Origin of the sequence: Paenibacillus agri (assembly GCF_013359945.1) — a bacterium.
Classification (GTDB): domain Bacteria; phylum Bacillota; class Bacilli; order Paenibacillales; family Paenibacillaceae; genus Paenibacillus_AQ; species Paenibacillus_AQ agri.
The window spans coordinates 1-19318 of sequence record NZ_JABWCS010000174.1 but is presented as its reverse complement, the minus strand read 5'-3'; the positions used below and the strand labels follow the sequence as shown (position 1 = coordinate 19318).

Sequence of the window (19318 nt, the reverse complement as noted above, 5' to 3'; positions counted from 1 at the left end):
CCCGTTTGGTGGCGATGGCGGAGGGGTTCCACGCGTACCCATCCCGAACACGACCGTTAAGCCCTCCAGCGCCGATGGTACTTGGACCGAAGGGTCCTGGGAGAGTAGGACGCCGCCAAGCGGACAACCACAAAGCCTGTGGTTATTTTTTTGCCGCATTGCTTACATATGTAGTAAAAAGGGCCTTTAGCTCAGCTGGTTAGAGCGCACCCCTGATAAGGGTGAGGTCGGTGGTTCGAGTCCACTAAGGCCCACCATTTTCCCTGATAGCTCAGTTGGTAGAGCACTCGACTGTTAATCGAGTTGTCACAGGTTCGAGTCCTGTTCGGGGAGCCATTTGGAGAGGTGTCCGAGTTTGGCCGAAGGAGCACGATTGGAAATCGTGTAGGCGCCACAAGCGTCTCGAGGGTTCGAATCCCTCTCTCTCCGTTCGCAGTTTTTATCCTTAGTGGACAAGCGATGTAACGTTTCATTGATTGGTTTTGCAGCATGGCCCGTTGGTCAAGGGGTTAAGACACCTCCCTTTCACGGAGGTAACAGGGGTTCGAATCCCCTACGGGTCATATTTATGGAGGCTTAGCTCAGCTGGGAGAGCATCTGCCTTACAAGCAGAGGGTCGGGGGTTCGATCCCCTCAGCCTCCACCATGTAACCTCCTTCGGGAGACAATAAGATATGTTTTTAATGACGCGGGGTGGAGCAGCCCGGTAGCTCGTCGGGCTCATAACCCGAAGGCCGCAGGTTCAAATCCTGCCCCCGCAATTAATCCCCAAAAAAGTGAAGATATGCTTTGTAGCGTATTCCGATTACTTTCCGGGGACCCCGATAGTGCTTAACGAGGAACCGTGGTGTAGTTGGCCTAACATGCCTGCCTGTCACGCAGGAGATCGCGGGTTCGAATCCCGTCGGTTCCGCCATTCTTAACAAGTTTTAATTACCATTTCATGAACGTTGGGGATTAGCCAAGCGGTAAGGCAACGGACTTTGACTCCGTCACGCATAGGTTCAAATCCTATATCCCCAGCCATTTATGAGCCATTAGCTCAGTTGGTAGAGCACCTGACTTTTAATCAGGGTGTCGAAGGTTCGAGTCCTTCATGGCTCACCATTTCTTTAAAGTGTGCGCGTGTGGCGGAATGGCAGACGCACCAGACTTAGGATCTGGCGTTTCACGACGTGGGGGTTCAAGTCCCTTCACGCGCACCATGTTTTGCGGACGTGGCTCAGCGGTAGAGCATCGCCTTGCCAAGGCGAGGGTCGCGGGTTCGATTCCCGTCGTCCGCTCCATAATTTTTGCGCCCTTAGCTCAGCTGGATAGAGCGTTTGACTACGAATCAAAAGGTCGGGAGTTCGAATCTCTCAGGGCGCGCCATTTTTATTAACACAACTGATTGTCGGGATGTAGCTCAGCTTGGTAGAGCACCTGGTTTGGGACCAGGGGGTCGCATGTTCAAATCGTGTCATCCCGATTTTATATCTATGCGGGTGTAGTTCAATGGTAGAACTTCAGCCTTCCAAGCTGATAGCGTGGGTTCGATTCCCATCACCCGCTTATAACAAGAGGCACTTGCCCATTCCGGGCAGGTGCCTTTTTTTGTTTAGTCCACCCTAAATGGTACAATAGGACAATTAGTAGCAATAAGGGAGGACTGTCTATGTACGAGTTCACAGCGCAATTGGTCAGACCAGAGGTGACCGGGAGTTGGACGTATTTTAACGTACCGCTGGCGGTGGAGGAGATTTTCGGAACAAAATCCCGTGTTCAGGTGAAAGGAACAATTAACGGGATACCCTACAGAGGAATGCTGATGCCGCATGGGGATGGGCGTCACTTTATGGTAGCCAACAAGGAGCTACGAAATCTGGCAAAGGCGGGCCCGGGAGATATCGTAAATGTGACGATGGAAGGGGATTCCGAGTCACGGGATGTATTGGCGCCAGATGACTTTTTAGCTACCCTGAGCACCAATGAACGAGCCAGAGATTATTATGATAATCTGGCGTATTCTTACCAGAAAGAATATGTGGCTTGGATCGAGGGAGCGAAGCGTCAAGAGACACGGGCAGCCCGGATTGAAAAGTCAGTGGGCAAGCTGGAAGAAGGACTCAGGTTGAAATAATGGTTTGGCAAAACATAGCTTCATCCGAACACGGAGGCTTTTGCTCTCCGTGTTTTTTATTATGCAATGGAACGGATATACGCCACCAGCGTAAAGACTGGAGAGGCTGCTATATTCAATTTGCAGATGGATGGTTTTGTAACATAGCAACAAAGGAGCAATGCGTACATAATGACAGACAAAGTAATTCGTATTTTCAAAATTATCAATGCCGTCCAGTCTAACCCGGGAATCACTGCCTCCGATCTGGCGTTTAAATGTGATGTGAACATCCGGACAATCTACCGGGATCTAGAGCTGTTGAGTCACATTGCACCTATAACAAATGAAGGAAGGGGAACGGGATATAAATTTATGGGCAAGTTCTTCATGTATCCGCTGGACTTCTCCGAGGAGGAGGCGCTGGCGTTTTCCCTACTGCCCTCTGTCCTGAATCAGGATAATATCCCGCAGGGATTTCATACTGGCTACGCTAAGGTGATGGGTACACATTTGAAGGAGAAATCCAGGCAGAACGGTATTCTTGAGAATATTGCTGATATTATCCAGATGGGGACGCCAGCTTACCGCAAGGAGAGCAAAAGTTTTCTACAGCCGATTATTGAGGCGATTCTGGAGCAACGAAGCATTCGTGCTGTATATCATTCGCAGAGCCGTAATGCGATAACAGAACGGGAGATTGACCCATATTATTTGATTCCGCGCGATCAGCGCTTTTATCTTATCGGCCATTGCCATCTGAAGAAGGCCATTCGTACCTTCCGAATCAGCCGATTCCAGCAGGTGGAGATTACGGCAGAGTATTTTGACAAAGGCGGCTTCAACATTAAGCAATATTTGAAAAATACATGGTCGATTGATCGGGGAAACAAAAATACAAACTTCAAAGTTCGTTTCTCTCCAGAGGTGGCCCGGTATATCAAAGAGGAGGAGCTATTCGTACATCCGCGGATGAGGGATGAGCAGGATGGTAGTTTGCTCTTTGAGGTTACCGTCAATAACGAGAAGGAATTTATGAAATGGATTCTCCAATACGGACCTAATGCCGAGATTCTGGAGCCGTCGTCTGCCAGAGAGCAGTTGAAGCTGCAGCTGGAGCAATGGAGAAACCTGTATCGGTAGTGACCAATATCCAAATTTTAGGTATACTTCCATAGAGAGAGCTTGATTACATCTATTATTGCTCATGAGGGGGCGAACCGGTGTTCAACAAAGGTCAGCGGGAAGATGCCATTGGGAATATGAAGAGGGTACAGGCCACCTATGAAGCAGAGAAACAAGGCTTTATTAAGGATGCGAAGCAGCTGCTGGATAAACGACAGAAACTCCAGACGATAATTAATGAAGCATGGGACTTCATCAATACGATGAGCAACAAACCAGTGGTACTGAATACGGAGTTAAAGGTAATCAAGATCGAGACTAAAAAGTTCTGTGGTCTTCTGAAAACATTGGAGATGAAGATTAGCAAGGCAAGTCACACTTCTGGTGGACTGCCAGCTACGGATATTATAGCCGGTAGGGGTGTCGCTTCTCATGGACGAACAGCGGTGCTGGCTATTGCCACTACGTTCGGTACAAGGGCTTCTGGAACTACGCTTAGCAGTGCAGGCTCGACCTATGCAGAGCTACCTTGGTTTAGGAGTGAGATACAGGCTGCCGCAAGAGAAGGAAATACCACTAAGGAGACCTCTCTATTGGGACTAGCTGGCTCTCTGGGCTGCGGTGCTATCCTGAACGTCGGCCTTCTTAGGTATAAAAAGAATAAAAAACTCGCTGAGCGAGCTAATACAGAGGCTGCTAAAATACGCCGGTATATCAGCACGGTAGAAACGACGCGCAAATACATACAGGAGATCATTGAACTTAGTACACGCACAACGGATGCCCTGCTGGGAATGGTGCTGAAATGCCGCAAGTTTCCGGCCGATTACATACAGCTCACCACCGAGCAAAAACAACTGGTGGATACTTTGGTGAATAATACGAAGGTGGGAGCAGAACTTCTGAACAGAGTGGTTGTAGACAAGGACATTAGTGAGTTGTTTGTTGATTATAAACCGGATTCAGGTCATCGAATCTTTAGTTGATACATATAGGCAGCCCAAAATGGCCTCTTCCTGTCTGAGACAGTAAAGAGGCCACTTTTTAAACGATCTATGTTATTTAGGCCAATCCTCCTGGGAAAGGAATCAAATGACCTGTCCCACTTCACCGCTATTCACAAATGTAATACTCTCAACGACGACGTCCAATTCACCAGAAGGAACTTTAAGACGCCTTGTGCTACCCACCTCTGCTAATAGCAGCTGCATGCCCACAGGCGAGAGCATGGAGACCTTGCTGTCACTGGGCTCCGCCTGATTGGGGAATACGATGGTGTAGATATCGGTTTCGCCATCCTCAAGATACCGCAGAGTGAGCTGGCTGCCAATCAGGACCCTAGAGTTCAGCTGTTCTTCATTAAAATCGGCGAGTAGCTGTTCGAGTGTGGCACAATAGCAGGACAACAGCGCTTCGGCCGTGACTCTTTCCTTGCTTCGCTCGGGAAAATATTGATTTAGGAAGCCCAGCTTCTCCTCGTCAAAATACAGAAGCTGGCTAACGAGTTGCGTCCGCGAGCCCTGGTAGAGAAGACTATGGTTCATAGTAGATTTCCCCCCCTCTAAGCATCACGTTTCTTGTAGATAAAATATAAAACCTCGTCATTCTGAATCCCTCCTGCATTAGTCTATACGAATAGAGACCCCGCATCATTCGGGGCCTTCACCACAGTATAACAGCTGCCAACTGTAAATCCAATCCATCCCGTTGACTCTTTGCAGGGGGAATGCTAAGCTTAGCTCAAGTAAAGGCATTCTGCGTGTAGCTGCGGAGTGCCTTACTCTATGTTTGCGAATAGTTTACATTAAATGTTACCTTAGGAGTGATGCGTCATGTGCATTCTGGGGGCTCAGGTAGAAGCTGAGTAAATGGAAATTAATAATATCTTACAAAGGAGAGATTAGGATGATTCAAGTCAAGGAGTTCGTGGATACGGACAATTCTTATGCGGAGAACAAAGCGAATGAATTTTTAGCGGGACTGCAAGAAGAACAGGTAGTGAATGTATGTTATGGTTCTGTGGTCAAGTCTTCACGCGACGGTGCGGAACACCAGAGATCGACGATCCTAATCGTATACAAGACGAATGAGAAACAATAGCTGGAGCCTCTTTTTTACTTGTCTTTCTGCAATATCAACCATTGCTATTTTACTTGTAGTAATTTACTTTGGATTCATCCACTAATAACACATGAAAGGACCCCAAACCCCACTGCAGAGTGGAGATTGAGGTCCTTTTTCTTATATAAATAAGGGTTAGGGGGATTGGAGAATCACAAATTAAGTGATAGGGGGAACTCCAATTTTACTTCTACAATAAGTTGCTCCTATAGAAAAAAGATGATCTTACACGCTATCCGGTACCGCTAAGCCCAATCCTGCGGCAATACGCTGTCCGAATTCAGGGTCCGCTTTATAGAAATGACCGATCTGCCGGAGCTTGATGTCTTCCCGGTCAACCGGGGTCATGGCACCGACAATGTTCTCAACGAGACGGGTACGTTCGTCTTCGCTAAGCAGACGGTACAAATCGCCGGGCTGGGTGTAATGATCATTATGGTCGTAAGCAACGCTGTCTGCCTGACCGGAGACCTCAAACGGTACTGGTTTGGCTGCTGGTGATTCAGTAGGGCCACCATAGCTGTTAGGCTCGTAATAGACGGATCCTCCACCATTGGTGCCGTGGTTCATCGCTCCATCGCGTTGATAATTTCGCACTTCCGCTTTGGGCTGATTGATAGGCAGACTGTTATGGTTGGCGCCTACCCGGTAACGATGAGCATCGGCGTAGGCGAACAGGCGGCCCTGCAGCATTTTATCAGGGGAAGCTTCAATGCCGGGCACGAACGAGCCGGGGGAGAAGGTCGCCTGCTCTACCTCTGCAAAATAGTTCTCCGGATTGCGGTCCAGCACCATGCGGCCCACTTCAATGAGAGGATAGTCCTTCTGCGACCAGGTTTTGGTCACGTCGAACGGATCGAAGCGGTAGGTGTCGGCATCCTTCTCCGGCATAATTTGCACATACAGTTTCCAAGCAGGGAAGTCACCGGCGGCAATGGCATTGAACAAATCTTCGGTATGATAATCCGGGTTCTCAGCGGCAAGCTGGGCAGCCAGTTTGACATCCAGGTTCTTTACGCCTTGCTCTGTTTTGAAATGATATTTCACCCAGACTACGGCACCTTCTGCATTCACCCATTTAAAGGTATGGCTTCCGAAGCCATGCATATGTCTCAGTGTAGCGGGGATGCCACGATCGGACATGAGAATGGTAACTTGATGTAATGACTCAGGCGATAGAGACCAGAAGTCCCAGACGGCGTTGGGATTCTTTAAATGGGTCTGCGGGTGACGCTTTTGTGTATGAATAAAGTCCGGGAATTTAATGGCATCGCGAATGAAAAAGACAGGTGTATTGTTGCCGACAAGGTCGTAGTTTCCTTCCTCGGTATAGAACTTCACAGCAAAGCCGCGCGGATCGCGGACCGTATCGGACGAGCCAGATTCACCGGCAACGGTGGAGAAACGGATGAACATCGGTGTACGCTTACCTACCTCGGACAGGAAGTTAGCTTTCGTATATTGCGACAAATCTTGTGTGACTTCGAAATATCCATGGGCTCCGGCTCCTTTGGCATGCACGACACGCTCGGGAATCCGTTCCCGGTTAAAATGCGCGAGCTTCTCTAGCAGGTGAACATCCTGCAATAGGCTAGGGCCACGGGAGCCGGCGGTCATGGAATTCTGGTTGTCGCCTACTGGCGCACCCCAGCTAGTCGTAAGGTTATTAGGGTTGGAACTCATAAATAGAATCACCTCATGGGATTTGATTTTAGATTTAGTATAAGTTCTATATTAACAAGATTCGAGGAAATTGCAATCCTTTTTTATAATAATTTTAAATAAGAAATATTTATAAATAGATTGAGGGGGAAGGTACACAATTTGCACAGAATAGGTATTTATGATGTACTACCATTAGAAAATAAAGGATAATAAAGCTGTTACCAGTAGACTCCGGGGGTTCTTCCCCGGCAAAGGGAGATTAACATGCTGAGTAGGTTGATCAGGCTACCTTTCGAGTTGACTGCCAGGGAAAAGAAACAACTGCAGAATCAGATGTTTGAGGAAAATATTGCGCGAGGAATGTTGTTCGCCAGAATCATCATCGGTTTGGAAGCCGCACTCACGGTTGCTGATGTGACGGCATCTATCTCCAACGCACATGAGAGCTTTCACTTCAGCTTTTATTTTGTTATGTATATGTTGATGATTGTTATGAATATCTGTTTTTTGCTTGCTGCTAGAAGATATGATCCTGACAAGACGTATTCACCTGAGCAATTCCGGAGATATCAAGGGGCCTTTCTTCTTTACTCCATTATATTCGTGGTATGGGGAAGTATTGTCGCTTTGGCGGATCAGCGGCTGTATGGCCAGTTGATGGCTTTTGTCGTGAATTTGATGAGTATCTCGGTTATTTTCTACTTTAACAATAAGACTATTCTGCTGTTATATGGGGTATCGACATTGGTACTGGCTGCGGGCTTGCCGTTTTTTCAAGCTTCAGGTGAGGTGCTAGTCGGCCATTATGTGAATCTGGGCATTTTCGTATTCTTCACATGGATAGCTTCCCGGATTCTGTATGTGACCTATTGCCGCAATTTCTATAGCAAAGTCCTGCTAGGGCAAAGCAATGCTAGACTAGAGCAGGAAATACAAGAGAACTTAAGGGTACACCGGGAACTGGAACGGGCCAACGAGGAGCTATTGAAGCTGTCGCTGGTCGATGATCTGACCGGGATCCCCAATCGCCGTGCCTTCGATCAGCAGGTACAAAGCATGCTCAGTAGCCAGGATGCTCCAGATACGGAGGTTTCTCTGATTATGCTGGATATCGATTATTTCAAGCAGTTCAATGATAATTACGGTCATGCGGAAGGCGACAAGGTGATCAAAAGCATTGCCGGGGTCATCCATGCGGCGTCCAGAGGGCCTGGGGATATCGCTGCACGATTAGGCGGTGAAGAGTTCGTGTTCGCCGCTTTTCATACCGGAAAGGAAGAGATTGCGGAGATTGCGGAAACAATCCGTGAACAAATCAGCGGAATGAAGATCACCCACGAATTTTCGGTCACGGGCGAATTTGTGACAGGCAGTCTGGGAACGGCTACAGGCAGAGTCCGTAATAACGGCCAGTTTGCCGAGCTGATGAAGATTGCAGATGAGGCACTGTACGCGGCCAAAGCAGGGGGGCGGAATAGCGTAGTCCGTATGAATATGCCAAAAACCCGCCCACTGTCGGTGGACGGGAAGAAGACGGAAGATTGGGAAGTCTAGACGGTGTAGGATGCAGTTTGGTTCATAGCAGCTCATTTGATATACATTTTGTTATAGTATTCTTCCAGCATGCGTTTGGTCGCGAATGTAGTAATCGTAGTCTCAATACTTTTCTTCATCATCTGCACCCATTTGCTGCGATTCTCATAGAAGGTCGGGACAACTTTGTTTAAAAGGGTATCATACAACGCATCGCTGTCGTGCTGATTCTGAAATTCCAGATCTCCGGTCTCGAAGGTATCGCCAATCTTCCAGCCATTTTCGCCGTCGATGCAGGCCTCAGGCCACCATCCATCCAGAATAGAGCAATTCAGAACCCCGTTCATAGCAGCTTTCATACCAGAGGTACCGCTGGCTTCCAGCGGCCGGCGCGGATTGTTGAGCCAGATGTCGGAGCTGCGGGTTAGCTTAGCGCCAATAGTCATGTCGTAGTTTTCGAGGAATACCACGCTTTTTGGATACTTCTTCATCATCCCCACCAGGTTGCTGATAATTTGCTTGCCGACATCATCCAGCGGATGCGCTTTGCCAGAGAAGGCGATCTGGATACGTCCGCTCTCCAGGTATGGCTCGATCAGCTTGGGCTTGGAGAAGATCAAATCACTTCGCTTGTAGGGAGCTGCCCGGCGTGAAAATCCAATCAGCAGATTGTCAGGATTCAGGGGGATTCCGGAGCGTTCAGCAATAAAGTCGATCAGCTCGCCCTTGAGCTCCTGGTGAACAGCCCACAAATCGCCGCCTGCTTGATAAGCTTTGGTGATACGTTCATCCACCCAGGTTGGGGTATGAATGGCATTGGTAATGGGGATAATCTCCGATCTGCCCGCGACTGTCTTCCACATTTTATTGGCTGTTGCGGCATGTAGCTCCGCTACTCCGTTCGAAATCCGCGCTAGCCGGAGCCCGGCTACAGTCATGTTAAAAGGCTCACCGCCGATCCGTTCCATCTGATCACGAGTCAAGCCGTTGAAGCCGCACATATATTCAAGTCTGTCCAGCGGGTGCGCTTCGTTGCCTTCCTTGATCGGAGTGTGGGTAGTGAATACAACCTCTTCCCGGGTGGCTCTCCAGGCTTCCTCGAAGGTGTGCCCTCCGGACATTTTCTCACGGATCAGCTCGGTGGCGGCCAAGGCAGCATGACCCTCATTGAAATGATAGACATCGACCGCAATGCCAAGGGCCCGCAATGCCTTTACCCCGCCAATACCAAGCACCATCTCTTGAGCAATTCGTTCCTCGTCAAACCAGCCATAGAGCTGTCCTGTAATCCAAGCATCCTTGTTCTCCGGGACATCCGTGTCCAGCAGATATAACGGATTGTTGCCAAAATGATCGGTCTTCCACACTTTGCATACCACATCAATCTTCCGTATATTGACCGTCACCTTAACGCCAGTATCTTCAAGAAAATCATAGACATAATTGTGATAAGCATCGTAGGGTTTGCCGTCTCCACCTATTTTCTGATCCGTATAGCCCTGCTTCCACTTCAGCCCGATGGGAATGAGGGGAGCATCTATATCTTTAGCGCCTTTAATATAGTCACCTGCCAGAATGCCCAGTCCGCCTGCGTACAGCTTGAAATCGGAATGAAGGCCGTATTCCATACAAAAATAGGCGACCACCGGCAATTTCTTCTCGTTCACTGCTAAGCCTCCCCATCAGGAATGGAATGAACAACTTGTTGTGAAGCGCCTCTTCAGAGAATTTATCAGCAGAGGGCTCCTTATTATGTTCCCCTTTTATCGATAGGGTAATCATGATCTTTTCTTTTTACAGGAGCGGGCCAAAGAAAAGTTGTACCGGAATGCAGAGAATTATTTGATTAACTGGGGTGTAGGCCATAAGATAAAGGAATAAAAGAATAAGGGCTCTATCTAAAATCAGAGGTTGACATTACGCTGGCGTTAGAGTGGAGGATCGGAAGAACCCTCCGCATCCGTAGCGGTTTAATGAAGCGTCAACCGCTGATTTTGGTTTGAGCCAGAATAAGAACAATAATGGTGGTGTCTAGCTTGGGTATCGTGGTAATTGGAAGTTTGAATATGGATATGGTCGTTCGTACAGGACGGGCTCCGGGACCCGGAGAGACGTTGTTCGGACAAAGCTTCAGTCTGTCCCCTGGCGGAAAAGGGGCCAATCAGGCTGCTGCCGCAGCTCGCCTGGGCGGAGAGGTGACCATGATTGGCCGGGTCGGCCAGGATGGCTTCGGCAACGAAATGCGGGAGATTATGAGACAGGAGCAAGTGAATATAGAGCATATCTCCGTCAGTAAGGGGGAAGCGACAGGAGTCGCCTCCATCGTGCTGGAGGAAGATGGTGAGAACCGGATTATCGTCGTTCCCGGTGCGAATATTGAACTTACTGCAGCAGACATTGAAGCGCTGGGGGATGTAATCCGCCAAGCGGAGATCGTCGTCCTGCAGCTTGAAATGGATATGGCCATGAGCGAGCGCGCCGCGGCCATTGCCTATGCTCACGGGATTCCGGTGATCCTGAATCCCGCCCCGGCACAGGCGCTGAGCGATGAACTGCTCAGCCATGTGACCTACCTGACGCCCAATGAGACAGAGGCGGGCGTCTTGTCCGGGGTTGCGGTGGACAGTGTGGACACCGCGGGTGAAGCCGCCCGCCTGCTGCTGGCGAAGGGCGTGCAGAACGTCATCGTGACCCTTGGTTCCAAAGGGGCACTGATTGTCAATGAAGCGGGAACAGAGCATGTTCCCGGATTCCCGGTGCAGGCGGTGGACACCGTGGCCGCCGGCGATTCTTTCAACGGGGCACTGGCGCTGCAAGTGACCCGTGGGGCGGCATTGGCTGAAGCGGTAAGCTTCGCCAATGCGGTAGGCGCCCTGGCTGTAGGCAAGCCAGGGGCGATACCTTCTCTGCCGAGGCTGGCCGAGGTAGAGAAGTTTCTGCAGGCGGCCTCTGGAGCCGGGGAGCAGGAATAGATTTGGATACACAAGGAGCTGAACAAAATGAGTAGCATACTGACAGTGAAAAATGTAGCCATCGGCGAAGGTGTACCCAAGATTTGTGTTCCGCTTGTCGGAGTGACGGTGGACGAGCTAAAGCAGGAGGCTGAGGCGCTAAAGCTGCTGGCCCCGGATCTGGCGGAGTGGCGTGTGGATTTTTATGAGGGGGTCGAGGATAGCGCAGCCGTTCAGGAAGCGCTGCAGGCCATACGATCGGTTATCCCTGAGCTGCCGCTGATCTTCACCTTCCGTAGTGCACGGGAAGGCGGCGAGAAGGAGATCAGCCGGGAAGCGTATGTGAACCTTAACGCGGCAGTTGCAGCAAGTGGACTAGCCGATATCATTGATGTCGAGTTATTTAACGAGGAAGATGACGTAACGGCGCTTGTAGAAGCAGCACACGCCCATGGAGTGTTTGTGATCCTCTCTAATCATGATTTTCACGCCACACCGCCAAAATCGGAGATCATCTCCCGCCTTCGTAAAGCTCAGGCGCTCGGAGGAGATCTGCCTAAGATTGCGGTGATGCCGCAATCGCCAGCCGATGTGCTGACCCTGCTGGAAGCTACCCACGAGATGAAGTCGGAGTACGCTGACCGGCCTATCATTACGATGTCGATGGCTGGGGCAGGCGTGATTAGCCGTCTGGCGGGCGAAGTGTTCGGCTCCGCCGTAACCTTCGGTGCGGCCCGCAAGCCATCGGCTCCGGGGCAGATCGCGGTCGCGGAGCTGCGCGATACGTTGAACCTGCTGCATCGGAGCTTGTAGGCGGTAAATGGATGTTCCTGCCTAAGTTCTTAATAAGACGCCCATATTAGGTTGCATCGCAGTCTTTAGGCGACACGTGAATATGCCGCTGGCTGATGGGTACCAGAGTGCATGGAGTCCCGCTCGCATGTGGGTATGGTCTTATGAAGTTGAGAGTTTCGCCCACCACGTACCTGCATAGCTAACCCGGGGCGTAGATTACGGGCCAGTGGAGCTGCGCCAAACGCCGAATCTGCTGCATCGGAGTTTCTGGTGGTTGTCTCCGTAAGGATGCATGAGGAGCCACCCGTATCTAGGAACGGGCTCTGATAAGTTGGGATATGCAGGCTTTGCTTTGTATACAAAGGCTGGTAGGCCCAGACGATAACAGAGAGACGCAGGCTAAGCAGCAAAAAGAACGGCACCGGGATATTCAGGTGCCGCTCTTGGTGTTCAGTGCGAAGTCTATGACTACACTTGCTCTGTGCCTGTGTAGATGTGAACGGCATCCCGCAGGAAGGAGGCCAACCCAGGCCGGTGCTTGTCATAGTAGGCGGTGAAGCGTTCATCATCCACATACATTTGTGCCACTCCGGCATGGGCTTCCTTCGAGTAGGTGTCCCAGTAGAAGTAGAGCCACTGGCGGTGGAGATCGGCTGCTTTCTGAGCGGATGGACTGGCTGGGTCACCCTGCTCCATAGCCTCTTCCAATACCTCAAACATTTCTTTTTCCAGCTGCTGAATGGCAGCGTATTGTTCTTCGCTCATACCTTTCAGCTTCCGGTTGGAACGGTCAATGGCCTCATCACCATATTTCGCACGCGCTTCCTGCCCGTAGGTCTGCTCGTTGTCCTCAATCAGCTTTTGCTTGAAGCCTGCGAATTTTTCTTCGTTACTCATCCTTATTCTCCCCTCCGTTTGCGCCAGAGTCTTCTCGACACTTTCGATTAACAGGTCCAGCTGTTCTCTTTTTTGCAGCAGCTTGTCGCGGTGTTCCTGCAGTGCTCTGGCCCCGTCGAAGGACGGTGCTGTCACCAGCTCTTTAATCCGGTCAAGGCTTAGGCCGAGCTCCCGGTAAAAAAGAATCTGCTGCAGCCGGTCCACCTCGGCCTGACCATATATGCGGTATCCGGAAGAATTGATTCTGGCCGGCTTCAGAATTCCGAACTCATCGTAATACCGCAACGTTCTTGTACTGATTCCGGCGAGTGTCCCCAGCTTTTGCACTGTGTATTCCGTATTAATCCCTCCAAAACGTTGCTCATTTGGCTGTCCAGCGGCCGCTTCGAACACCCTTTGTATTTCGTCAGCTTAAGCTTAAATTTAATGTACACCTTGACGTAACGGCAATGTCAAACGGTTTTTCGCAGGGCAATTTACGAACGAGGAAATGATTGATGGCATGAATCATTCATAGCCTGAATCATAAGGGAGAATGCAAAACAGCGGCATTATCCCGCAGGATCACCGAATGGAATCACTGTAAGGAAACTGCCGCTGTTCTTATTGTTGGTTGCTTAATCAGATGACCAGAAAAATAGAATACCAGAAGGAACTACTTCTTAGTGTTCCCTACTTGTGCTTCGAAAAATGCCTTCAGCTCCGCCAGCTTGCGGGGATCGGCAAGGGTATTCTTGTCGGAGAAGTAATGCTCCTCCACCAGCTCCCAGGTCGGGACGACCTTTTGTGAGGTCATTGCCTTGATGGCAATCTTGACGGTCTTGCGCTCCCTTGCGTTGGAGAAGGTGTCTACGTAATGCTGTGCCCGTTCCAAGTCCAATTCGCTGAATATAGCACGGAAAATCTCCGACGTCATCCGGGCATCATCCAGCGCCCGGTGTGCAGACCCGGTAGCCTCCAGCTCCAGGAGTGCCATTGCGCCCTCAACGCTGATGTCATTGCTTAAGCCGCGGGCGCGGAGCACGCCTTTCAGAAGATCAAAATAGGTGGCGGCCATCCAGTAGGCATCGTCCATTTTGTGCATACGGATATCCTGAATGATCCGCTTCATATCCTCGCCGCCCCAGGTAAGCAGCAGTACGCCGTCCGTGCTTTGGTCAAGCCACTCCCTGAACGCGGTGATGACCTTGGGGAAACGGGCTGCAACGTCAATATCCTCTTGAGGAATGCCTGTTTTTTTCTTGATGAAAGAGTTAAGGGTGGAGAAATATATAGGTTTAATCAGGGATGAGAATTCATCCTTATACTGCAATGAAGAGTCTAGCCGGACAGCTCCAATCTCAATGACCTCCATAGGATGCTCGCTTGCAAACTTGCGGCCGTTGAATTCGATGTCCAGAATAATATAATCCACAGGTACTTGCCTCCGTTTCCTTGACTGACGCTGTAATCTACGCGCCGACCCTTCTATTCTAACAAAAAAAGAGGGGCAACGGGAAATCTGCTGAACCATGCAGGTATTTTTATTGATGCACTTCTGCGGATTGACTTGCGTATGCCCCGCCCCTATGATGATTAATAATATAGAAGTAGCTAAAGACAAGAAGGAGAGAGACACCATGGGCCAGGAGATTGAACGTAAGTTTCTGCTACCGGAATACCCGGAGCAACGAATAGAGCAAGGAGAACTGAAGATTGTGACCCGGCATAGCATCGACCAGACATATCTGGCGATTGACGGAGGTCAGGAGCTGCGAGTGCGCAAGATTTCGGATTTGGACACGGGAGAGGTGTTTTACACCCATACGTTCAAGGATGGTAAAGGCATTCAGCGTGAAGAGATTGAATACCGCATTTCAGAAGGTTTGTACACTCAGATGGTTGAAGCTGTACGGGCGATCCCGCTGGTTAAGGAGCGTATTACCGCCCTCTGGAACGGGGTTACGGTAGAGATTGATGTGTACACCCAGCTGGAGCTGGCGGTGCTGGAGGTTGAATTTGATTCCCTTGAGGAAGCAGAAAGCTTTCAGGCGCCAGACTGGTTCGGCAAGGATGTTAGTACCGAGCGGCAGTACAGCAACAAGACGGTCTGGAAGGAACTTCAGAACAAGGCATTCCGCTAAAGGTGATGCTAAGTCTATTTTCAACAATTACAATACAAAAATAACGGACTTTAGCGCGTAAACGTGTTACTATATAGGGTAAATAAACAGGGGTTCAGGAGGATGAACATGAAGTATATAAGCACAAGAGGCCATGTGGAGCCTAAGGGCTTTATTGATACAGTCTTGATGGGACTTGCGGACGACGGAGGACTTATGGTTCCCGAGCAGATTCCGGCCGTATCCGCGGCTACGCTGGAGGAATGGAGAAGCCTCAGCTATCAGGAGCTGTTCCTGAAGATTTTTTCCCTTTACACGAACGACGAGATCCCATATGAGGATTTAAAAGAACTGGTAGCCACCAGCTATTCTACTTTCCGTTCGCCGGAGGTAACTCCGCTGCATCAGGTGAATGATTCCCTGTATGTGCTGGAGCTGTTCCACGGTCCTACCTTTGCGTTCAAGGATGTTGCACTGCAATTCATGGGTGAGCTGTATTCCTATATCTCCCGCAAACGCGGCGAGATTATCCATATTCTTGGAGCCACTTCGGGCGATACCGGTGCGGCGGCGATCCAAGGCGTACGTGGTAAGGAAGGCATCAAGATTTGCATCCTGCACCCGCACGGCAAAGTAAGCAAGGTTCAAGAGCTGCAAATGACGACAGTGGATGACAGCAATGTGCTGAATTTGTCCGTACATGGCAACTTCGACGATTGCCAGAAAGTTATCAAGGATTTGTTCGCTGATCTGGACTTCAAGGGCCGTTATCACCTGCGGGCAATCAACTCCATTAACTTTGTGCGCATTCTGGCACAGACCGTATATTACTTCTATGCTTATCTGCAAGTGGAAGGCAGTGCCGAGAAGAAGATCAATATCAGCGTGCCGTCCGGCAACTTCGGGAATATTTTCTCCGGGTACCTGGCGAAGCAAATGGGCTTGCCGATCAACAAGTTAATTATCGCAACGAATGAGAATAACATTCTGGAGCGTTTTGTGAATACCGGGGAGTACAAACCGGGGAACTTCAAGAGCACCTACAGCCCTTCCATGGATATTCAAGTGGCGAGCAATTTCGAGCGCTATCTGTATTATCTGTTAGGTGAGGATGCAGAGAAACTGTCCGGTTATATGTCCAAGCTGCAAAGTGAAGGCAAAATCACGGTAGACGGTGAGCTTTTGGCTCAGGTGCAATCCGACTTTGATGCGCTTGGCGCGAAGAATCAGCAGTGTCTTGATACCATTGGCAAATACAAGCAGGAGTATGATTATCTGCTCGATCCGCACACGGCTTGTGGTATTGCGGCATATGAGGCGTTTAGCGGGAATGGAGAGACTACCATTACTTTTGCGACGGCGCATCCAGCGAAGTTCGATGAAGCGATTCAACTGATCGCCATCAAGCAGGAGTTCCCGGCACCTATCGCTGCGCTTTTCGAAATGCCACAGCATCAAACGGTGGTAGAGCATGACAAGGAAGTTATCATCCGTGAGCTTCAGGCCTTTTACGAATAAAATGAATTAGAGTAAAACTCAGAATGGGCTTCGTATCAGTGGATGCGGAGTCCATTCTTTCGTGCGGCGGCACGTACTGTGTGAATTGAAGGTCAAATAAGCGTAAAATTTGTCGTAAAAATGTCCGGAAAAGTAGACAGACCTATCATGGAGTGAGAAAATAGCATATAGAGTCAGTAGATTAAAAAAGGACGGGATCACATCATGACAATTCGATTTGGGGTCATAGGGACCAACTGGATTACAGACCGCTTTGTTCAGGCCGGCTTGGAGAATGAGGAATTTCTTCTGACAGCGGTGTATTCTCGTACGCAGGAGAAAGGCCAGGCCTTCGCCGCCAAATATGCGGGAGCCACGATTTACACCGATTTGGAGGACATGGTCTCCAGCAAAGAAGTGGATGCGGTGTACATTGCTAGTCCCAATTCCATGCATGCGGAGCAGGCGGTCATCTGTCTCAATCACGGTAAGCACGTCCTGTGCGAGAAGCCGGCTGCTTCCAACAGTGCAGAGCTCCGGGCGATTATCGAGGCGGCGCGCACTAACAACGTGCTGTTCATGGAGGCGATGAAATCGACCTTTATGCCGAACTTTAAAATTGTTAAGGATAATTTGTATAAACTTGGGCGTATCCGCCGTTATTTTGCAAGCTATTGTCAATACTCGTCGAGATATGACGCTTTCCGTCAAGGGACGGTATTGAACGCATTCAATCCTATCTATTCCAATGGATCTCTTATGGATCTGGGCATCTACTGTTTGTATCCGATGGTAGCATTGTTCGGTAAACCGGAGTCTGTGCAGGCAGTGGGTGTGCTGCTGTCTTCAGGTGTGGATGGGGAAGGAAGTATCGTTTTGCGTTATGATGATATGGATGCTGTCGTAATGCATTCGAAGATTGCTGATTCTTATCTTCCCGCTGAGATTCAAGGTGAGAACGGCACGATGGTTATTGATAAAATAAACCAGCCTTATCAGGTGAAAGTTCATTACCGCGACGGAACGGTAGAGGAATTGACCCAGCCGCAGGTGTTTGAATCCATGTATTATGAAGTTGAGGAGTTCATCCAACTGCTCAAGAACGGTGAGCGGGAGAGCAGTATCAACAGTCATGCCAATTCGCTGGCTGTGGCTGAAATTATGGAGGAAGCCAGAGCACAGATCGGACTCCGGTATGCCTCAGATCTATGAATGAAATGGAGGGCCAGGCTTGAAGACATTTAAGAAGGTATATATTGAGATCACAAGTGTCTGCAACCTCGCCTGCAGCTTTTGTCCGCCAACGGCCCGGACGAAGAATTTCATGAAGCCGGACACGTTCAGCAAGATTCTCGACGAGATCAAGCCGCATACTAATCATATTTATCTGCATGTCAAAGGTGAGCCGCTACTGCACCCCCGTGTCGCAGAACTGCTGGATATCGCGGATACCAAAGGATTCAAGGTCAATATTACGACTAATGGAACGCTGATTCATAAAGCCGGACCGAAAATTCTGGGCAAACCTGCACTGCGGCAGATGAACTTCTCGCTGCACAGCTTCGACGGGCATGAAGGCTCGGAGAACCGCGAGGGCTATGTGTCGGAGATTATTGCATTTGCCAAGCAGGCAGCTGAGCAAGGGGTACTGATCTCCTTCCGGTTGTGGAATCTGACCGAGGATAACATGACAAATCTCGCGCGTGAGCGTAACCGGGAGACACTGGCACTGCTTGAGGAGGCCTTCGGGCTCGATTTCAAAATCGAAGAGAAGGTCATGCCCGGTAGCGGCGTCAAAGTCGCGCCGCGCATCTACCTGAACCAGGATCACGAGTTCAGGTGGCCCGCCCTCCACGAGCCGGAGGATGACGGCAAGGGCTTCTGTCATGCGCTGCGGTCTCAGGCCGCTGTGCTGGTGGATGGCACCGTCGTTCCTTGCTGTCTCGACGGTGAAGGGGTAATCAATCTCGGCAATTTGCACGAGACTCCATTCTCTGAGATTGTTGAAGGCGAGCGCGCCAACAATCTGTTCTACGGCTTCTCCCGCAGGGAAGCCGTGGAGGAACTGTGCCGGAAGTGCGGCTACCGCCAGCGCTTCGGCACCTAAATGCCCGGGCTGTGGGCATTGGAGAGGTAGCAAGCCCCCTTGGGAAGAGGGGGCTTGCTGCTTTTTGGTTTGGTTTTTATTTGGTTTGGAATTTATTTGGTTTGTTGCTTTTTGGTTTGCTTTTTGATGGTTTACGTTTTGCTGCCGGTAATGGTCAGCAGCCTAATGTGTTACGTTTGGTTAACCATAGTGCAAGGTAACATGGGATATTCCGCTCTGATTTTCAAGTGTGAGGCTGGAGAGGAGGCGTGTCGTATTGTGTTAAGGCGCCCAGAGAGCTAAAGATTCAAATAAGAGCAATTTTGTTAGGCCTGTTGATTAGCCAAAAAAAGGTAGAAAAAAAGCCGCCCGTTCGTTACAGTGTTTGTACCCCTACAAACAGTGGAAACGAGGCGACTTCATGAAAAATTCTACTTCATTATCGAAT

At 49.8% G+C, this 19318-nt stretch carries 17 protein-coding genes, 14 tRNA genes and 1 rRNA gene; 27 read left to right on the top strand and 5 right to left on the bottom strand.

The window, feature by feature from the left end; translation table 11 throughout:
* Window positions 1-4 precede the first annotated feature (4 nt).
* From rrf to HPT30_RS01305, 18 genes are all read left to right on the top strand, one after another.
* Window positions 5-121, top strand: a 5S ribosomal RNA gene (gene rrf / locus HPT30_RS01390).
* Between the two features lie 59 nt (window positions 122-180).
* Window positions 181-257 (top strand) — tRNA-Ile (locus tag HPT30_RS01385).
* A gap of 3 nt (window positions 258-260) precedes the next feature.
* Window positions 261-336: transfer RNA gene (locus HPT30_RS01380), tRNA-Asn, on the top strand.
* A 3-nt stretch (window positions 337-339) separates the two neighbouring features.
* Window positions 340-429: transfer RNA gene (locus HPT30_RS01375), tRNA-Ser, on the top strand.
* 62 nt (window positions 430-491) lie between these two features.
* Window positions 492-563 (top strand) — tRNA-Glu (locus tag HPT30_RS01370).
* A 7-nt stretch (window positions 564-570) separates the two neighbouring features.
* Window positions 571-646 (top strand) — tRNA-Val (locus tag HPT30_RS01365).
* Window positions 647-687: 41 nt separating this feature from the next.
* Window positions 688-761 (top strand) — tRNA-Met (locus HPT30_RS01360).
* Between the two features lie 77 nt (window positions 762-838).
* Window positions 839-916: transfer RNA gene (locus HPT30_RS01355), tRNA-Asp, on the top strand.
* Between the two features lie 35 nt (window positions 917-951).
* Window positions 952-1026: transfer RNA gene (locus HPT30_RS01350), tRNA-Gln, on the top strand.
* A 5-nt stretch (window positions 1027-1031) separates the two neighbouring features.
* Window positions 1032-1107, top strand: a tRNA-Lys gene (locus HPT30_RS01345).
* A 14-nt stretch (window positions 1108-1121) separates the two neighbouring features.
* Window positions 1122-1205 (top strand) — tRNA-Leu (locus HPT30_RS01340).
* A gap of 6 nt (window positions 1206-1211) precedes the next feature.
* A tRNA-Gly gene (locus HPT30_RS01335) sits at window positions 1212-1286 on the top strand.
* An 8-nt stretch (window positions 1287-1294) separates the two neighbouring features.
* Window positions 1295-1371, top strand: a tRNA-Arg gene (locus HPT30_RS01330).
* A gap of 23 nt (window positions 1372-1394) precedes the next feature.
* Window positions 1395-1468 (top strand) — tRNA-Pro (locus HPT30_RS01325).
* A gap of 12 nt (window positions 1469-1480) precedes the next feature.
* Window positions 1481-1551 (top strand) — tRNA-Gly (locus tag HPT30_RS01320).
* A gap of 103 nt (window positions 1552-1654) precedes the next feature.
* On the top strand, window positions 1655-2119 hold the full coding sequence (locus HPT30_RS01315; RefSeq protein ID WP_175369751.1) for a YdeI/OmpD-associated family protein: 465 nt from the start codon (window positions 1655-1657) through the stop codon (window positions 2117-2119).
* A 171-nt stretch (window positions 2120-2290) separates the two neighbouring features.
* Window positions 2291-3241, top strand: a complete 951-nt coding sequence (locus HPT30_RS01310; protein ID WP_175369750.1) for a helix-turn-helix transcriptional regulator — start codon at window positions 2291-2293, stop codon at window positions 3239-3241.
* A gap of 80 nt (window positions 3242-3321) precedes the next feature.
* On the top strand, window positions 3322-4209 hold the full coding sequence (locus HPT30_RS01305) for a DNA polymerase III subunit gamma/tau (RefSeq protein WP_175369749.1): 888 nt from the start codon (window positions 3322-3324) through the stop codon (window positions 4207-4209).
* A gap of 102 nt (window positions 4210-4311) precedes the next feature.
* Here HPT30_RS01305 and HPT30_RS01300 read toward each other — a convergent pair whose 3' ends face one another.
* Window positions 4312-4767: a GreA/GreB family elongation factor gene (locus HPT30_RS01300; protein WP_175369748.1), complete on the bottom strand. Its 456-nt coding sequence runs from the start codon at window positions 4765-4767 to the stop codon at window positions 4312-4314.
* Between the two features lie 361 nt (window positions 4768-5128).
* Here HPT30_RS01300 and HPT30_RS01295 point away from each other — a divergent pair, with 361 nt between their 5' ends.
* On the top strand, window positions 5129-5323 hold the full coding sequence (locus HPT30_RS01295) for a sporulation protein Cse60 (RefSeq protein ID WP_066377049.1): 195 nt from the start codon (window positions 5129-5131) through the stop codon (window positions 5321-5323).
* A 246-nt stretch (window positions 5324-5569) separates the two neighbouring features.
* Here HPT30_RS01295 and katA read toward each other — a convergent pair whose 3' ends face one another.
* On the bottom strand, window positions 5570-7027 hold the full coding sequence (katA, locus tag HPT30_RS01290) for a catalase KatA (RefSeq protein WP_175369747.1): 1458 nt from the start codon (window positions 7025-7027) through the stop codon (window positions 5570-5572).
* A gap of 246 nt (window positions 7028-7273) precedes the next feature.
* On the opposite strand from katA, the gene HPT30_RS01285 reads away from it, so the two are divergent.
* On the top strand, window positions 7274-8563 hold the full coding sequence (locus HPT30_RS01285; protein ID WP_175369746.1) for a GGDEF domain-containing protein: 1290 nt from the start codon (window positions 7274-7276) through the stop codon (window positions 8561-8563).
* A gap of 32 nt (window positions 8564-8595) precedes the next feature.
* Here the strand turns inward: HPT30_RS01285 and glgP are convergent, their stop codons facing one another.
* Window positions 8596-10209 (bottom strand): alpha-glucan family phosphorylase, encoded by a 1614-nt coding sequence (gene glgP / locus HPT30_RS01280; RefSeq protein ID WP_175369745.1) that lies wholly within the window; start codon window positions 10207-10209, stop codon window positions 8596-8598.
* 378 nt (window positions 10210-10587) lie between these two features.
* Here glgP and rbsK point away from each other — a divergent pair, with 378 nt between their 5' ends.
* Window positions 10588-11514 carry a ribokinase gene (rbsK, locus tag HPT30_RS01275; protein ID WP_312876275.1) on the top strand — a complete coding sequence of 309 codons (927 nt, stop codon included), beginning with the start codon at window positions 10588-10590 and terminating at the stop codon, window positions 11512-11514.
* Window positions 11515-11541: 27 nt separating this feature from the next.
* Window positions 11542-12306 (top strand): type I 3-dehydroquinate dehydratase, encoded by a 765-nt coding sequence (gene aroD, locus HPT30_RS01270; RefSeq protein WP_175369743.1) that lies wholly within the window; start codon window positions 11542-11544, stop codon window positions 12304-12306.
* Window positions 12307-12756: 450 nt separating this feature from the next.
* Here the strand turns inward: aroD and HPT30_RS01265 are convergent, their stop codons facing one another.
* On the bottom strand, window positions 12757-13578 hold the full coding sequence (locus HPT30_RS01265; RefSeq protein ID WP_312876274.1) for a MerR family transcriptional regulator: 822 nt from the start codon (window positions 13576-13578) through the stop codon (window positions 12757-12759).
* Window positions 13579-13840: 262 nt separating this feature from the next.
* Window positions 13841-14599: a 3'-5' exonuclease gene (locus HPT30_RS01260; RefSeq protein WP_175369742.1), complete on the bottom strand. Its 759-nt coding sequence runs from the start codon at window positions 14597-14599 to the stop codon at window positions 13841-13843.
* A 205-nt stretch (window positions 14600-14804) separates the two neighbouring features.
* Between HPT30_RS01260 and HPT30_RS01255 the strand changes: the two genes are divergently transcribed.
* The 5 genes from HPT30_RS01255 to HPT30_RS01235 all read left to right on the top strand — a co-directional run bounded on the left by HPT30_RS01255 (window position 14805) and on the right by HPT30_RS01235 (window position 19091).
* The gene (locus HPT30_RS01255; protein WP_175369741.1) at window positions 14805-15308 is read left to right on the top strand and encodes a CYTH domain-containing protein; all 504 of its coding nucleotides are present in this window, start codon (window positions 14805-14807) and stop codon (window positions 15306-15308) included.
* Window positions 15309-15416: 108 nt separating this feature from the next.
* Window positions 15417-16805, top strand: coding sequence for a threonine synthase (gene thrC / locus HPT30_RS01250; RefSeq protein WP_175369740.1), 1389 nt, complete (start codon window positions 15417-15419; stop codon window positions 16803-16805).
* A gap of 204 nt (window positions 16806-17009) precedes the next feature.
* Window positions 17010-17996 carry a Gfo/Idh/MocA family protein gene (locus HPT30_RS01245; protein WP_175369739.1) on the top strand — a complete coding sequence of 329 codons (987 nt, stop codon included), beginning with the start codon at window positions 17010-17012 and terminating at the stop codon, window positions 17994-17996.
* 19 nt (window positions 17997-18015) lie between these two features.
* The gene (locus HPT30_RS01240) at window positions 18016-18891 is read left to right on the top strand and encodes a radical SAM/SPASM domain-containing protein (RefSeq protein ID WP_175369738.1); all 876 of its coding nucleotides are present in this window, start codon (window positions 18016-18018) and stop codon (window positions 18889-18891) included.
* A complete protein-coding gene (locus tag HPT30_RS01235) occupies window positions 18852-19091 on the top strand; it encodes a hypothetical protein (protein WP_175369737.1) in 240 nt (79 codons plus the stop codon). The genes HPT30_RS01240 and HPT30_RS01235 overlap by 40 nt, the downstream gene beginning before the upstream one ends.
* The last annotated feature ends 227 nt before the right edge of the window (window positions 19092-19318 follow it).

Coding starts and splice junctions, on each gene's coding strand:
- HPT30_RS01315 (WP_175369751.1), top strand. CDS start 1,655: ATGTACGAGTTCACAGCGCAATTGGTCAGACCAGAGGTGACCGGGAGT.
- HPT30_RS01245 (WP_175369739.1), top strand. CDS start 17,010: ATGACAATTCGATTTGGGGTCATAGGGACCAACTGGATTACAGACCGC.
- aroD (WP_175369743.1), top strand. CDS start 11,542: ATGAGTAGCATACTGACAGTGAAAAATGTAGCCATCGGCGAAGGTGTA.
- HPT30_RS01310 (WP_175369750.1), top strand. CDS start 2,291: ATGACAGACAAAGTAATTCGTATTTTCAAAATTATCAATGCCGTCCAG.
- HPT30_RS01295 (WP_066377049.1), top strand. CDS start 5,129: ATGATTCAAGTCAAGGAGTTCGTGGATACGGACAATTCTTATGCGGAG.
- HPT30_RS01285 (WP_175369746.1), top strand. CDS start 7,274: ATGCTGAGTAGGTTGATCAGGCTACCTTTCGAGTTGACTGCCAGGGAA.
- katA (WP_175369747.1), bottom strand. CDS start 7,027: ATGAGTTCCAACCCTAATAACCTTACGACTAGCTGGGGTGCGCCAGTA.
- HPT30_RS01255 (WP_175369741.1), top strand. CDS start 14,805: ATGGGCCAGGAGATTGAACGTAAGTTTCTGCTACCGGAATACCCGGAG.
- thrC (WP_175369740.1), top strand. CDS start 15,417: ATGAAGTATATAAGCACAAGAGGCCATGTGGAGCCTAAGGGCTTTATT.
- HPT30_RS01300 (WP_175369748.1), bottom strand. CDS start 4,767: ATGAACCATAGTCTTCTCTACCAGGGCTCGCGGACGCAACTCGTTAGC.